Here is a 16,279-nt window from a genome sequence, read left to right as displayed (position 1 = left end):
GCGAGAGGGCACGGACGCCATGAACAGAAGTCGGCTGGTCGCCGTGCGCGCCGACGGGGACGGCAGCGGCGGCCGGGTCGGTTCGGGGTGCGTGATCGCGCCCCGCCTGGTGCTGACGGCGGGCCACGCGCTGCCCCCGCGGGGGACCGCCGGGCCGGCCGCCGGTGCGCGGGTGCGGGTGCAGTTGTTCACCGCCCGGCGGCTCGTTCCCGCCGCCGTCGTCTGGGACGGCCGGCCGGCGGGCCTCGACGCGGCCCTGCTGGAGGTGGCGCCGGAGGACTGGCCGCTCGACGTCGCGGACTCCCCGGTGCGGTTCGGCCGGTTCGTGACCCTGCGGGCGGGACAGCCCGCCGACGCCCTGGGCTTCGCCCGGGCCCAGGCCTCCTCCCCCGCCGGTCTGGAGACCGCCCAGGTCTCCGGCACGGTGAGCCCCGGGGACCGGATGATCGCCGACCGCTGGGAACTCGGTGTCGACCGGGCCCCCGCCGACCTCGGCGCGTCCCCGTGGAGCGGGATGTCGGGGGCGGCGCTGTGGAGCGGCCCGCTGCTGTGCGGCGTGGTGGTGGTGGACTCGGCGCACTGGAACCACGGCAAGCTCCAGGCGGTACCGGCGCACCGGCTGCTGGCCCAGGAGGAGTTCCGGTCACTGCTGACCCGGCGCACCGGGTACGTACCGCTGGCCGAGGCGGTGGAACTGGAGGCGCTGTGCGAACCCGCCGTGCCCAGCCGCGCCCCGCGGCTGCCGTCCGAGTTGCTGCGCCCGCAGGCCGAAGCGGTGCCCTTCACCGGCCGGGCCCGGGAGCTGCGGGACTTCGAGGACTGGTGCGCCGAGGGCGGCGGCCTCGCCACCCGGCTGATCACCGGGCTGGGCGGCCAGGGCAAGTCCCGTTTCGCCCGGGAGCTGTCGGTGCGCATGGCGACCCGCGGCTGGGTCGCCGCGCTGCTGCACGAGTCCGCCGCCGAACGGGCCGACCTGGTACGGGGGTTGCGGGCGCTGACCGCCGTCGACCAGCGGATGCTGCTCGTCATGGACTACGCCGAGACCAGCCCCGAGCTGATCGGCAACGTGCTGGAGGTTCTGGAGGCGCGCGGCGGCCATCATCCCGTACGGATCGTGCTGATCGCGCGCAGCGCGGGCGAGTGGTGGGAGCAGCTCCCGGGTGCCACCGCGCGCAGCGCCGGGACGCTGAGCGGGGCCCACACCGTCGAACTCCGCGACGTCGCCACGACGCCCGCGCAGCGCGCCCTGATGTACGAGGGGGCGGTGCGGGCGCTGGCCCGGCGGCTGCCCGGGCTGCGGGAGCTGACCGAGTACGCCCGCGTCGACTGGGCCGCGGTCGAGCGGACGGTTCTGTCGCGGCCCTACCGGGACTTCGACAACGGCTCCGCCCTGCATCTGCACATGCGGGCCCTTCTGCACCTCCTCACGGAGGCCGACCTCCGGGCGGACCGGCCGGCGGACCGGCCGGCGGGCGGGCCTGCTGACGGCTTCCCGTACGGCTCTCCGGACGGCCGCACGGACAGCCGCACGGACAGCCGCACGGACAGCCGCACGGACGGCTGTACTGACAGCCGCACGGACGGCTGTACTGACACCCGTGACGCGGCCGGCGGCCCCGGCCCGGCCGCGTCACGGGTGCCCCGCCCGGGCCGGGAGCCGGACGTCCGGGCGCAGCTCCTCGGGCACGAACGGCGGTACTGGAAGCGGACCGCCGGCGCCTGGGCCGAGCTCGGCGGCCTCGGCCACGACGTGCTGGCCGACGCGGTGGCGACGGCCACGCTGTCCAGGACCGCCGATCCGCAGCGCGCCGCCGAACTGCTGGGACTGCTCCCGGGCCTGGCCGGCGAGGAGCGGATCAGGGCCGCGGCGGAATGGCTCCACCGGCTGTACCCGCCGACCGAGGCGTCGTACTGGGGCGCCCTGGAACCCGATCTGCTCGGCGAGTACCACGTGGCCCTGCGGTGCCGCGGGAACAGGGCCCTGCTGGGCTCGCTGCTGCCCCGGCTGAGCGGCCGCGAGGCCGAACGGGCGCTGACCGTGCTGGCCCGGGCCGAGGCCCAGCCCGGCTGCCCCTGCCCGGATCTGGCGGAGCAGGTGGCGGACCTGATCGTCGGCCACCCCGACGCCCTGGCCGTCCCGGCGGTGGTGGTCGCCGGGCGGTCGGAGAACCCGGGCTTCCTGCTGCACGCGCTGCACCGGCTGGTCGAGCGGCCCGATCTGCCGCTCGGCCTGCTGGAGGTGCTGCACGCCGCGGTGCCGGACCGCAGCCGTCTGCTGGGCGAGCAGGCGCTGGACATCGCCGGGCGGCTCGTCCACGCGCACCGCCGCCGGGCCCGCCTCGCGGGCGGCGCCCTCGCCCGGCCCCGGGTGCGGGCCGACCTGGCGAGGGCGGAGCACAACCTCGCGGTCCGGCTGAGCTCCGTACGGCGCTGGACGGACGCCGTGGAACGCGGCGGCCGTGCGGTACGGCTGTACCGCGGGCTGGCCCGCAGCGACCCGGGCGCGTACCTTCCGCTGCTTGCCGAGTCGATCGGGGTGCGCTGGGGCGCGCTGTTCGAACTGGGCCGGTACCGCGAGGCGCTGGCGGACTGCACGGAGGCGGTACAGGTCGGCCGGCGGCTGGTGGCGGACGGGGCCGGGACGCGGACCGCGGCCGCCGCGATGCCGCACCGGGCCCGGCTGGCGCAGGCGCTGAGCAACCTCTCCGTGGTGCTGGCCTCGCGGAACCTGCGCGTGGAGGCGCTCAGCGCCGGCGAGGAGGCCGTGGAGATCCTGGAGGAACTGGTCCGCGACCGGCCCACCCGCCAGCACCTCGCCCTGCTCGCCGGCGCGCTGCACAACCTCGCCAACCGGCGCTCACCGGGTCAGGACGCCCTGGAGACGGTGACCCACGCCGTCCTGATCCGGCGCCGGCTCGCCCAGGTCCATCCGGACGCCTACCTGCCCGCCCTGGTGGAGTCCCTGCACAACCAGGCGCTGGAGCTGACCGCGCTGAACCGCTACTCGGCGGCGGTGCGGGTCATCGACGAATGCCTGCGGGTGACGCTGCACCTGGTGGAGGACCAGCCCACCATCCACCGTCCCACGCTGGCCCGGGTGCTCGGGACCCGGGCCGGGGCGCTCAGCGGGGCAGGCTCGCACGCCCAGGCGGTCCGTACGGCGGTGCGGGCGCTGCTGCTCCTCCAGGATCTCGCGCGCGAACGGCCCGCCGACTACGAGCAGGCCATCGAGGCCATGACACGGTACACGGCGAACGTGGCCTGGGACGCGTACGCCGGCTGGGACGAGGCGGCCGGGGCCGCGTGGTGGCTGCGGCTGCACCAGGACGCCAACCGCCGGGCCGCCGTGCGCCGTGAGCGGGAGCGGCGGGAGCGGTGGCGCGCGACCCGGTGGCGCCGGGTCCCGGAATGGCTGGGCCGGTGGGCCGGTATCCGGCTGACGGTGTCGCGCCGGCACGATCCGGCGAAGCCCGCGGCGCGGATCCCCCGTTTCGACGTGGACCTCACCCTGCCCCCCGTCCCCGGCACCCCGGACGGGGACGACAGGATCCGTGACCAGCGTGAGTTCCGCAGACTGCTGGACCGCGGAGGCCTGATCCGGGTGGAGACCCCGAAGCCGGACACGATGCGCGGGCTGTCCCAGCTCGCAGAGGCGCTGGCGCGCGCCTACGAGATGGAGGTGACCTTGGAGTCGTACCTGCCGGACCAGGCGCGGTAGGGGAGCACCGTGCCGCGGGGGGCCGGGGACGGCAGTGCGGTCAGCGGACCGGCCCCCGGACCGCGCACGGCGGGTCGTGGCTTCCGCGCCCGGTACGGCCACCGTCGCCGCGTCCCTCACGCGTCGGCCGCTCCGGCCCGTCCGCACGACGTGTCCCGGAGGCGGAGAGCCAGCTCGGCGTCGAAGCGGAAGTCCGCGTCGCCGAGGCGGTCTCCGAAGAGTTCCCTCAGCTGACGCAGCCGGTTGCGGGCCGTCTGGGGATGGATGCCCAGCGCTGTGGCGACCTCCGGCGCGGACCTGCTCCAGGAGGAGAGCAGGGCACGCAGCGTCTCCTCGAGGCGCTTGGCCTTGCCCGGTGACAGTCCTTCCAGGGGATCGGTCAGCCGCTCGGCCACCAGGGCACTGACGGGCTCGCCCGCCAGCAGGATGAGGTCGGTCAGATGTGTCTCGGCCTTCACCAGCGTCGTGTCGCCCGCGATGCGGCCCCGGCGGATGTGGTGCACCGTCAGGCGGGCGCAGTGCAGCGACAGCCACGCCTCCGCCAGGGGGACCGCCGGTCCCACGACCAGGCGCCGCCCGGGAAGCGCCGCCCGCAGGCGTTGCTCCCGTTCGAGTCCGCCCGTGGCCGGGAAGACCGCACGCAGTTCGGTGCCGCGAGTGACGAACAGAACGTCGGGGAGGTGCCCGAGCGGTGGCGTGGTCTGGTTCTCGACGACGAGACAGGAGACCTGCTCGGGCAGTGGCCACCGCGCCTTGTCGGCCAGGACCTCCAGTGCGGCGCCTCCGTCGAGGTCGCGCTGGAGCAGACGCTCGGCCAGCGCGCGGCGGTGGTCGGCCATCTCGTCCGTGCCCACCGCTTTGGCCTCGGCATAGCCTTTGGTCGACTCGTTGGCCAGGGCGTTGATGTGGACCAGCACGGCCTCGCCCAGGCGCAGCACCGCCGAGAGCGGCAGATCGGCCTGACGGGCGGATTCGACGTAGCAGCGGCAGGCCACCTGCGCCCCGATGCGGTATGCCTCCTGGAGGTGGTCGAGGTCGCGGCCGGCGAAGAACTCGGTGCGGCCGAGTCTGCGGAAATAGGCGGTGACCTGGTCCTGGGGTCGACCGGGGTCCTCGATGAGTTCCACGAACTGGTACACCGCGCGCCGGACCGCGCCGACCAGGTCGCGCCCGACGGGGGACTCCAGCGATCCGCGATAGCTGGCCACGCTGCGCTGGATGACCTCGATCATTTCGGTGGCGATGGTGTCCGCCCGGGGCCGCAGCACATGGGCCATCTCGAGCGGCAACTCGGACCAAGGGGCGTAGATCGGGGCCGTGACGTTGTTCCTTCCCACGCCGAGCACCTCCAGCCGACACGGTGTGAACTACTGCTGACAACTTGTCTCACATGCCGAGCCCTTGGGCAAGAGTGGGCCAGGACTGGTGCAGCGCGCGTTCCCAGTAGGGCCAGTCGTGCGTGCCGTTGCCGTAGAAATCGCTGGTCACCGGCAGCCCGTTGGCTTCCAGCTTCTCGACGAACTGCTTCGAGGTGCCCAGGGCGGCGGGTTCGAGGGCGTCAGCGCCCTCGTCCGGCGCGAGATCACCGGTTCGGCCGTTTCCGGACGAGACGTAGAGCGCCTTTCCGCGCAGTGACTCGACGTTGTCGTACGGATTGTGGGACCGCCACAATCCGTTGGTCAGCCGCTCTTCGCCCCACAGGGCCGTCCAGTTCCAGATTCCTTCCCGGACGAGGATTCCTTTTATCAGCCCGGGAACACCGAAGGACAGCGTGTTGAGCATTCCGCTGTAAGAGGCGGCGGCCCCGAACAGCTCCGGGTGCCGGAACGCGTAGTGCATGGCGCCGAATCCGCCGATGGACAGGCCGGCCACGGACCGCTGGGTGCCCGCCCGGTAGTTGCGTTCGAGGATCTGCCGCGTCTCGGTGACATGGAAGGTCTCCCAGTCCGGCTTCGGACCGAGGCCGAAATTCCACCATGCCGAGTACATTCCGGCCGCCCCGTCGGAGGGCATGACGACCATCACGTCCTTGTCGGCGGTGAACTCCTCGACGTCGGTGAACTGGGTCCACGCGCGGTAGTCGGCCTCGTCGCAGCAGCCGTGCAGCAGCCACAGGGTCGGCCAGGTCCGGTCGGGCCGGCTGTCCCAGCCCTCGGGGAGAAGGACCCGGACCATCGCTCGCCGGCCGAGTGCGGGGGAATCGATCTCCAGGTCGACCGTGCGGTCGTCGATCCGGATCTCGTTCACGACGGCGGCGCCGTCATCGGCGGGCACGGACACGGACGCGGCGACGGCGGGCGTGGCCGCGGGGACGAGAGGGCTCACGGTCAGCGCGGCGGCCAGCAGGGCCACGGCAGCCGCGCGATACCCGCGTGGAATTCTCATGCTCTTTCCTCTCTTGACAGGGGCTTTCCCGACGACGACTTTCCTGGCAACGGCTTTCCCGGCAGCAACTTTCCCGGCAAGGGCTTTCCCGGCAAGGGCTTTCCCGACAAGGGCCGGAACTCACAGCGGGATGTTCCCGTGTTTGCGTGCGGGGAGTTGTCTGCGTTTCGAGCGGAGCGATCGAAAGGCCCGCGCCACCTCGATGCGCGTCGCCGCGGGACGTATGACGCGATCGACGTAGCCTCGCTCGGCGGCCAGATACGGTGACGCCGTTCTCGCCCGGTAGTCGTCCACCAGTGCTTGCCTGATCCGGTCGCGGTCGCCCGCGTCGGTCTCCCGCAGGGTGCGCCGGTGCAGGACGGCGACCGCGCCCTCGGCGCCCATGACCGCGATCTCCGCCGAGGGCCAGGCGAGGTTGATGTCGGCGCCGAGGTGTTTGGAGCCCATGACGGCGTAGCCACCGCCGTAGGCCTTGCGGACCACCACGGTCACCTTGGGGACGGTCGCCTCCGCGTACGCGTAGAGGAGCTTCGCTCCGCGCCGGATGATGCCCGCTCGTTCCTGAGCCAGTCCCGGCAGGTATCCGGGGACGTCGGCCAGGGTGAGCAGCGGGATCCCGAAGGCGTCGCAGAACCGGACGAAACGAGCCGCCTTCTCGGAGGCGTCGATGTCGATGACTCCAGCGAGGTGGCGGGGCTGGTTCGCCACCACGCCGACCGTGCCGCCCTCGACGCGGGCGAACGCGCAGAGCATGTTGGGCGCGAACCCGTCGTGCACCTCCAGGAATTCGCGGTCGTCGGCGAGAGCGGCGACGAGTTCCCGCATGTCGTACGACTGGTCGGGGTCGCCGGGGACGAGGGAGTCCAGCGCCCGGTCGGTGGGAGTGATCTCGTCACCGGAGGTGGACGGGTAGGTGGGAGCGGGGTCCATGTTGTTGGCCGGGAGGTACCCCAGGAGGGTCCGGACCCAGTCGACGGCGTCGTGCTCGTCGCCGGCCCGGTAATGGGCGTTGCCGGACACCGCGCTGTTGACGGCGGCGCCGCCGAGGTCGGCGGCGCTGACGTGTTCGCCGGTGACGGCGGCGACGACGTCCGGTCCGGTGACGAACATGTGCGCCGTCTCGTCGACCATCACGGTGAAGTCGGTGAGGGCCGGGGTGTAGACCGCACCGCCCGCGCAGGGCCCGAGGATCAGGGAGATCTGCGGGACCACCCCGGAAGCGGCGACGTTGCGCATGGCGATCTCGGCGTAGTACGCCAGTGACGTCACACCCTCCTGGATGCGGGCCCCGCCGGAGTCGTTGATGCCCACGATCGGGCAGCCGATGTCGAGGGCCCGGTCCATGACCTTGAGGATCTTCTCGCCGAAGACCTCACCGAGACTGCCGCCCAGGATGCTGAAGTCCTGGGAGAACAGGCAGAGGGGGCGTCCGTCCACGGTGGCCTGGCCGGTCACCACGCCGTCACCGTAGGGGCGGTTGTCCGACATGCCGAAGTCGGTGCAGCGGTGGCGGGCGAAGCGGTCGAACTCGATGAAGGAGCCGGGGTCGACGAGCAGGTCGATCCGCTCACGAGCGGTCAGCTTGCCCTTGGCGTGCTGGCGTTCGCCCGCGCTCTTCTCGTTGACGCGCAGGACCTCGTCGTCGCGTGCGAGCAGGTCGGCGATGCCGTCGGAGTGGCGGTCAGCCACGGTGGCCTCCTGGGACGTGTGTCATCGACTCCAGTTCCTTGAGCAGCCGCTGTGCCACGACGTCGATGTGGGGCGGATCGATCACGGAGATGTGGTCTCCGGGGACGGGGACGACGTCGAGGCCGGGGCACAGGGCGTCCCAGCCCAGGGCGGTGTCGGTGCGCAGATAGCGCGGGTCCAGCGATGTGGTGAGAGGGTGCGGCTCGGCGGCGCGGAAGAGCAGGACCGGGCCGTCGTACGGCCGCGGCCGGTAGGCCTCGGCGATGCGCGCGTCGAGGTACGAGGTGTACTGGTGGTGCAGGGCGGCCTGTCCCAGCTGCGGGACCCGCTCGCGGACGCGTGCGACGACCTGCTCGAACAGGTCGAGGTCGGTTCCCTCGCCGAGGACCGGGACGTCCAGGTCGAGCGCCACGCCGTAGGTGTGCTCGATGTGCTCGGCGAAACGCGCGACGCGGGTGAGGCGTGCCCGGTCGATGTCGTCGGTGGGCAGGGGCAGGATGGCGTCGATCAGGAAGAGCAGGTCGACCTCGGCACCGGCGGCGGTCAGCTGCCGCGCGACCTCGTACGCCAGGCAGCCGCCGAAGGACCAGCCTCCGAGCCGGTAGGGCCCGTGGGGGCGCAGGCGGCGGATCTCGTCGACGTAGGCGGCGGCCTTGGCCTCCACGGTGTCGAGGGTGTCGAGCCGTTCCAGCCCGTAGCAGTTCGCCGCCCGGCCGATCCGGTCGGCGAGTGGCCGGTAGACCGCTGTGGGGCCGCCCGCGGGGTGGAACAGGAAGAGCGCCGCTTCCTGTCCGTGGTCGGCGAGGACCCGCACCGGGCCGTCGGCGCCGCCCTCGATCCGGTGGCGCAGCAGATCGGCGACGGTGGCGATCGTGTCCGTGCCGGTGAGCCGGACGGGGTCGTCTCCGGGCAGGGCGGCCGTCATCTCGTGCGCCAGGCGGGCCAGGTCCGCGTCCGTGGCACCCGCGGTGTCCAGCGTGACGTCGACGGTACGGCCGTGGGCGCCGAGTACGTGGCGCCAGTGCCGGGCGACCCAGCGCTCGGCGGTGTCGCGCGGTTCCGGTCCCGGGGCGCTCCCGGTGCCCGGCCGCTGCCGGGGCACCGCCGTCGTGTCGGTGGCGAGCCGTTCGGCCAGCGCGGCGGCGAGTTCGGTGGTCGAGGCGCCCCGCAGCAGCAGCGGGAGCGGCAGCGGCACGCCGAGGTCGCGTTCGACGGTGGAGCGTGCCCGCATGGCGGTGAGCGAGTCCAGTCCCAGTGACGTCAGGGGCACGTCGGGGTCGAGCGATGACGCGTCGGCACGGAGCAGTGCGCCGAACACGACGAGCAGATGGCCGGCGATCGCCTCCGGCGTGGCGCCGACGGCCGTCCGCGTCGAGGCCGGCGCCGGTGCGGCCGGCTCCGCGAAGTAGGCCCGGCCCACGGCGTCGGGGAACACGTCCCGCACGGAGCTCAGGTCCAGCCGGAACACGCCGACTTGGGACAGTCCCGAGGCCAGGAGCTCCCCCAGGGCGGCGAAGCCTTCGACGGGTCCGAGGCGCGCGGCCGCGGACTCCGCCGTCGCGACGGCGGCACCGATCCCGGACCAGGCACCCCAGTGGACGGTGACCACCGGGACACCCCGCGCGCGCCGGTAGGCGCCGAAGGCGTCGAGCCAGGCGTTCGCGGTGGCGTAGGCGGCCTGCCCCGGGGAACCGAGCAGGGCCGCGGCCGAGGAGTAGTCCACCCACCAGTCCAGATCGAGCGCCGCCGTCGCCTCGTGCAGCCGCAGGGCGCCGTCGGCCTTGGCCCGCCAGACGGCGTCGAGCTGGCCGTCGGTCATGGCCATTACGGCAGCGTCGTCGAGGGCGCCCGCGGCGTGGATCACGCCGCGGACCGGGATGCCGTCCGCACCGCCCTCGGCGACCATGCGGTCGGCGGTGCCGGAGTCGGCGATGTCACCGGTGACCACGGCCACCTCGACGCCCGTCGAGCGCATCCGGTCGATGCTCTCGGCCGCGGCGGATGCGGGCGGCCGGCGGCCGGCGAGCACCAGCCGGGTCGCGCCCCGCTCGGCCAGCCACTCGGCGGTGGCCAGGCCGAGGCCGGTGAGACCACCGGTGATCAGGTAGGAGCCCGGCCGTACGACCGGTGTGCGCGGGGTGCCCGGCCGGGGCGCGCCGCCCCGCAGTCTGCGCACGTACCGTACGCCGCCGCGCCACGCGACCTCGTCGTCCGGCGCGGCCGCGAGGATCTCGGCGGCCGCCTCCGCGACGGCCCGCCCGTCGGGCGCCGGGTCGAGGTCCACGAGGGTGGCGCGCAGCTCCGGGTGTTCGAAGGCGAGTACGCGGACCAGCGCACGCAGCGCGGCCCGACCCGGGTGTCCGGGCTGGTCGTCGGTGACCGAGGCGGCGCCCCGGGTCACCAGCCACAGCCGGGGCGGGGTGTCGAGTTCGGCCAGGGCGCGGACGGTGTCCGCGACCGAGGCGACGAGCCGGCGGGCCGCTCGTGGATCGAGCGGTGCGGACGGGCCGTCGATGGCCAGGACCACGCTGTCGCGGCCGGCTGTGCGGGCGGCGGACCGGTGCGCCGGGGCCAGGTGCGCCGGGGCCAGGTGGACCCGTCCCCCGTGTGCGGTGATCTGGTCGGCGAGCTCGGCCGTCCAGGCGGCTCCGGCTCCGTGGTCGAGCAGCACCTGAGTGCCCTGAGGGCCCGTTGGCCGGGGCGGCCCGTCGTGCGGCAGGGGTGTCCACACGGCGTGATGGCCGAGCCGGTCGAGGCCCAGGGGGAGGTCGCCGCCGGGCAGGGGGGCGCACTCGACGGACGCGAACATCGCCACCACCTGGTCCCGGGCGTCGAGGACCTGTACGTCCCCGTGGCGGACAGCGCCCTCTCCGGCCGGCGCGAGCCTGGCCCGGACCCGTACGCCCGCGGCGGGGTCGCCGTACACGTGGACGCCGCCGAAGCGGACCGGCAGCCAGGCCGTGCGTGCGGCCTCGTCCGTGTCGACCGCCGCGGCCAGCGCGTGCAGGCAGGCGTCGGCCCAGGCGGGGTGCAGGTGGAAGCGGCGGATGCGCAGGTGTTCGGGCACGGCGAGATCAGCCCGGGCGGTGCCCGCCGACGCCGTGGCCGACCGCAGCGCCCGGAACGCCGGGCCGTAGTGCTGGCCGACGTCGTCGAAGCGCCGGTAGACATCGACCGGGTCGCCGTCGGGCACGGGGAAGGCGTCGGCCGGGTCGCCGTCGGGCACGGCGAAGACGTCGGCCCGGTCGCCGCCGGGCACCGCGAAGACGTCGGCCGTGTGGCGTCGGGTCGGCACGGCGGTGGCATCGGCCGTGTGGCGTCGGGTCGGCACCGCGGTGGCATCGGCCAGCAGGACGTGCCGGTCCCCCACGGGTCCGTACACGCGTACGGCCAGTCCCGTGCCGGTCCGGCGTCCGCGCAGGCACACCCGGGTCCGCTCGGCCAGCGGAAGCATGCGGTGCAGCACCAGGTCGCGCACCGCGACCGGACCGAGCACCGACTGCCCGGCGGCGAGCACCAGTTCCAGGTGAGCGGTGGCCGGCAGGACCGGTACGCCGTCGACGGCGTGATCGGCGAGCCAGGGGTGGTCGGCGAGCCCGACGTCGCCGAACCACACGTGCCCGTCGCCTTCGGGCAGTTCGTTTCCCTCCCCCAGCAGGGGATGGCCACCGACGGGCCTGCCCGCCGGGGCGGACGGGACCCAGTACGGGCGGTGTTCCCAGCCCGGCGCGGGCAGGTCGAGCACCACTCGGTCGGGGTGCCGGGCGAGCAGGACGTCCGGGTGCCCCAGGACGTGGGCGCGCGCCACCGCGGCGGCGAATCCCCCGGTCGAGCGGTCCGGGTCACGGCGTACGGTCGCCAGCACCTGTGCGGCGCACTCCCGGCCGGCCGCGGTCTGCTCGACGGCGATCGTCGCGACGGGGTGCGCGGACACCTCGACGAAGCCGTGGCGGCCGTCGTCGAGGGCGGCCGCCACGGCCTGGGTGAACCGGACCGGACGGCGCAGGTTGGCCGCCCAGTAACCGGCGTCGAAGGCGGCTTCTGTCCGGGGGTCGTCGGTGACGGTGGAGTACAGGGGGATCGTGGGCGTGGCGGGGTGGATCGACCCGAGGCCGGCGCGGAACCGGCCCAGCAGGGGATCCACGGCCGCCGAGTGGCCGGCGCCGCCCACCTTCAGCATCCGTGCCAGGCCGCCGCCCGCGCCGACGTGGGCGACCAGGGCGGCGACCTGTTCGCGCGGTCCGCTGACGGTGCACTGGGTCGGGGACGCGTGGACGGCGACGGTGACCGAGGGGAACGCCTCGCGCAGCTCGGTGAGTTCTTCCGCCGACAGTTCGACGGCGGCCATCGCGCCCGCGCCCGCGCCGTCGACGTCGGCCAGCAGGGCGGAGCGGGCGAGCACCACCCGAAGGCCGTCCCGGGCGGTCAGCGCTCCCGCCACGACGGCGGCGGCGATCTCGCCGATCGAGTGGCCGATCACCGCGCCGGGTGTCACGCCGTGGGCGCGCCACAGCTCGGCCAGTGCGAGCTGCATGCCGAACAGTGCGGGCTGGTGGACCCGGAAGTCCTGGGCCCGCGCGTTCTCACCCAGGGCTGCCGAGAGCGGGAACCCCGCCAGGTCGGTGTAGTGGCGGTCCAGTTCGGACACCGCGCGGGCGAACGCCGGTTCCTCCTGGAGGAGCCTGGCGCCCATCATCGGCCATTGCGAGCCGTAGCCGGAGAACACGAAGACCGGTGCCCGGTCGAGCGCCGGGGACGGCTGCGCGGTGTCCAGCAGTTCGTGGGGGCGGCCGGCGGCGAGGGCGCTCAGTGCGGCGAGGACGCCGGACCGCTCGGTGGCGACGATCGTCGCGCGGCAGGTGCCGTGGTCGCGGCCGTGGGCCAGCGCGGCGGCCAGCCGATGCGGTGACACGTCCCGCTCGGTCAGCCAGTCGGCGAGCGCCCGGGCGTCGCGGGCGAGCCGCTCGGTGGTCGGGGCACCGAGGCCGATCACCGCCGGGCGCCGCTGCGGCTGCACGGCCTGTGGTGCGGAGCGCGGCCACTCCTCGAGGACGAGGTGGGCGTTCGTGCCGCCGAACCCGAACGCGGACACCCCCGCGCGGGCCTGCCCCGAGTGGCGGGGCCATACGGTGCTCTCGGTGACGACCCGCAGCCGGGACATGTCGATGTGGGGGTTGGGTGCGGTGTAGTTGCGGCTGGCCGGGATGCGGCCGTGGTGCAGGGCCAGCACGGTCTTGATCAGGCCGGCGATGCCCGCGGCGCCCTCCAGGTGGCCGATGTTGCTCTTGACCGAGCCGGTGAGCAGCGGGCGGTCGTCGGCCCGGTCGGCGGCGAGGGCCTCCGACAGGGCGGCCGCCTCGATGGGATCGCCCAGCAGAGTGCCGGTGCCGTGCGCCTCCACGTAGTCGACGGTGGACGGCGGCACCCCGGCCGAGGCGTACGCCTGCCGCAGCAGTCGCCGCTGGGCCAGCGGATTGGGGGCCGGCAGGCCGTTGGAGCGGCCGTCGGAGTTCACGGCCCCGCCACGGATCACGGCGAGGACCCGGTCCCCCGCCCGGCGGGCGTCGGCGAGCCGCTTGAGGACGACCACACCGCAGCCCTCGCCGCGGACGATGCCGTCCGCGGCCGCGTCGAACGGTTTGCACCGCCCGTCGGGGGCCAACGCGCCGGCGGCGGCGAACGACGCGCTCACCCCCGGCGTGGTCAGCACATTGACTCCGCAGGCCAGGGCGGCGTCCGCCTCGCCGAGCGCCAGCGCGCGCACCGCCTGGTGCACCGCCACCAGTGACGACGAGCACGCGGTGTCGATGGTCATGCTGGGGCCGTGGACGCCCAGGGCGTAGGACAGCCGGTTGGCCGCGATCGAGCCCGCCGCGCCCTGGCTCGACCACGCGTCGGCCCGGGACGCGTCGGCGAGGGTGAGCAGCGAGTACTCGGTGGCCGACAGTCCGACCCAGACGCCTGTGTCCGTGCCCCGCAGTCGCCCCGGCGGGATCCCCGCGTGGGCCAGCGCCTCCCAGGTGACCTCCAGCAGCAGCCGCTGCTGCGGGTCCATCACAGCGGCCTCTTCGGGAGAGATGCCGAAGAACTCGGCGTCGAAGGAGGCGATGTCGGCGAGGACGCCCGCCTGTCGCGGCACGTCGTCGCCTGCCTGTGGCCAGCGCTGTGCGGGGACCTCGCCGACCGCGTCCCGGCTCTCCATCAGGAGGGACCAGTACGCCTCGGCCGTGGCGGCGCCGGGGACCCGGCACGCCAGGCCCACCACCGCGACCGGCGGGAAGGCGGCCGTGGCCGCGTGCGCCTCGACCCGTTCTTCCGGACCGGCGGTTTCGGCGAGCACCTTCGCCAGGTCGGTGACCGTGGGCGCGCTCCACAGCAGGGTGGGAGGCAGGTCGCGGCCGGCCCGGCGGGCGACGGCCGCGGCGATGGCGACCGTCTGCCGCGAGGACAGCCCGCACTCGCGCAGCGGGCGGGACAGGTCGGCGTCGGTGAGTCCGTGCCCCAGCTCGCTGCCCACTAAATCGCGTAACCAGAGCAGCCAGGCGCGCTCGTCGCGCGGCGCGGCCGTCATGACGCGGTCCGCAGGAAGCGGGCCCGGGCGCCGGACCGGCTGATCTTTCCGCTGGAGGTGCGCGGAACCTCTCCCGGCCCCAGCAGCACCATCGCGTGCAGTCCGATGCCGTGTACGTCGGTCAGTGCCGCCCGTACCGTGGCGATGATCTCGCTGTCGGGGACGGCGTCCGGCTCGACGCCCTTGGCCCGCTCGGCCAGCAGGACCAGCCGTTCGCCGTCGTCGGTCGGGACACCGAAAGCGGCCACCGCGTGCCTGCGGACGCCGGGGTGCGCCTGCTCGGCGGTGATCTCTATGTCCTGCGGGTAGTGGTTGCGCCCGTCCAGGATCACCAGATCCTTGATGCGGCCGGTGACGCAGAGGTGGTCGTCGACGATCACACCGAGGTCGCCGGTGCGCAGCCAGCGGCCCTCCCCGTCCTCGACGAAGACGGCCGCTGTCTCCCGCGGTCTGCCCCAGTAGCCCAGTCCCACGTTCTCGCCGCTGACCCAGATCTCTCCCACACGGCCCGCGGCCAGCGGTGCGGCCGTGGCCGGGTCGGTGATCCGTATCCGCTGGTCGGCCGGCAGACCGCAACCGACCAGCGTGACCACTCCCGCCACTCCCGCCGCTCCCGCTGCTCCTTCTGCTCCTTCTGCTCCTTCTGCTCCTCCTGGAGTAGCTCCCTCTGCAGTGGCTCCTCCTGGAGTGGCTCCTCCTGGAGTGGCTCCTTCCGCTTCGACGGCGTGTCCGGCCGCGAGGGAGTCCCGGTCCAGGCGGATCACCCGCGGTCCCTCCCCGGCAGGGGAGGCCGACACCAGTACGGTCGCCTCGGCCAGCCCGTAGGCGGGGCGGTGGGCGTCGGGCGGCAGGCCGCAGTCGGTGAACGACTCCCGGAACAGCTCGATGTTCGCGGGCAGGATCGGCTCGCTGCCGTCGATCAGTGCGACGACGTGGTCGAGGTTCAGCAGTGCGCGATCAGCCTCGGTGACACGCGTCGCGGCATAGGCGTAGGCGAAACTCGGAGCGGCGGTGATCGCGCCCGGGTTGGCCGACATCGCGCGCAGCCATCGGGCCGGGTCGGCCAGGAACGCCTCCGGGTCCATCAGCACCGACCGGGTCGCCGACGCCACGGGGCCGGCCAGTCCGACCACCAGTCCCATGTCGTGGAACAGCGGCAGCCAGGACACGTTGACGGTGTGCCCGGACCGCATGCCGAAGGTGTCGACGACCTGGCGGCAGTTCACGAGGACGTTGCGGTGGCTCACCATGACGCCGGCCGGGGCCCTGGTGGACCCGGAGGTGTATTGCAGGTAGGCGATGTCGTCAGGGTCGGTCCGGACGGTTTCGGCGATCGGCTCGCCGGCGGCGGGCAGCGCGTCGACCGCGACCACCGCGCCCTCGGCGAAGCCCTCGGCGTCCGCGAACTCCCGCACGGCGTGGACCTCGCGCCAGGTGGTGAGCAGCAGGGCCGGCGCACAGTCGGCGAGCACGCCGGACAACCGCGGCCGCTGCCGGGCGTCACCCGGAGGGAAGAGGGGCACCGCGATCAGCCCGGCGCGGATCACCCCGAGGAACGACGCGAGATAGTCGATCGACTGGGCGCACATCACCGCGGCCCGGTCCCCCGCGGACGCCCGGGGCAGGATCCAGGCGGCCACGGCGTCGGCTCGTTCGTCGAGCTCTCTCCAGGTGACGGTGGTGGCCACGCCGTCCCGGACACGGGAGTGGTCGAGGTAGGTGACGGCGGGTTCGTCGCCGCGGAAATCGGCGCATCGGCGCAGCAGGCCGGACAGCGTCTGCGGGGACGGTACTTCGGCGGTGGGGGCGGTGGGTTCGGCTCGTTGCACGTGCATGGGATTCTCGGCAATCGTGGAGGGAACGGGACGGGGAACGTGAGTGGGGAACGTGAGTGGGGAACGCGCAGGGGAACGTGA

6 protein-coding genes are annotated in these 16,279 nt (G+C 74.0%); 1 reads left to right on the top strand and 5 read right to left on the bottom strand.

What is annotated here, in order from left to right:
• Nucleotides 1–19: 19 nt before the first annotated feature.
• The gene (locus ACFV9M_RS21015) at nt 20–3,718 is read left to right on the top strand and encodes a tetratricopeptide repeat protein (RefSeq protein WP_385102504.1); all 3,699 of its coding nucleotides are present in this window, start codon (nt 20–22) and stop codon (nt 3,716–3,718) included.
• 116 nt (nt 3,719–3,834) lie between these two features.
• Here ACFV9M_RS21015 and ACFV9M_RS21010 read toward each other — a convergent pair whose 3' ends face one another.
• The 5 genes from ACFV9M_RS21010 to ACFV9M_RS20990 all read right to left on the bottom strand — a co-directional run bounded on the left by ACFV9M_RS21010 (nt 3,835) and on the right by ACFV9M_RS20990 (nt 16,198).
• The gene (locus ACFV9M_RS21010; protein WP_385068848.1) at nt 3,835–5,055 is read right to left on the bottom strand and encodes a PucR family transcriptional regulator; all 1,221 of its coding nucleotides are present in this window, start codon (nt 5,053–5,055) and stop codon (nt 3,835–3,837) included.
• Between the two features lie 49 nt (nt 5,056–5,104).
• The gene (locus ACFV9M_RS21005; protein WP_385068847.1) at nt 5,105–6,103 is read right to left on the bottom strand and encodes an alpha/beta hydrolase; all 999 of its coding nucleotides are present in this window, start codon (nt 6,101–6,103) and stop codon (nt 5,105–5,107) included.
• A gap of 120 nt (nt 6,104–6,223) precedes the next feature.
• Nucleotides 6,224–7,792 (bottom strand): acyl-CoA carboxylase subunit beta, encoded by a 1,569-nt coding sequence (locus tag ACFV9M_RS21000; protein ID WP_385068845.1) that lies wholly within the window; start codon nt 7,790–7,792, stop codon nt 6,224–6,226.
• Nucleotides 7,785–14,363, bottom strand: coding sequence for an SDR family NAD(P)-dependent oxidoreductase (locus ACFV9M_RS20995; RefSeq protein WP_385068843.1), 6,579 nt, complete (start codon nt 14,361–14,363; stop codon nt 7,785–7,787). The genes ACFV9M_RS21000 and ACFV9M_RS20995 overlap by 8 nt, the downstream gene beginning before the upstream one ends.
• On the bottom strand, nt 14,360–16,198 hold the full coding sequence (locus ACFV9M_RS20990) for a fatty acyl-AMP ligase (RefSeq protein WP_385068842.1): 1,839 nt from the start codon (nt 16,196–16,198) through the stop codon (nt 14,360–14,362). The genes ACFV9M_RS20995 and ACFV9M_RS20990 overlap by 4 nt, the downstream gene beginning before the upstream one ends.
• Between the last annotated feature and the right edge of the window lie 81 nt (nt 16,199–16,279).

This window comes from Streptomyces sp. NPDC059895 (genome assembly GCF_042731035.1).
Classification (GTDB): Bacteria; Actinomycetota; Actinomycetes; order Streptomycetales; family Streptomycetaceae; genus Streptomyces.
Note: the sequence above shows the minus strand (reverse complement) of the source record. Positions and strands in the feature narration are given on the sequence as shown.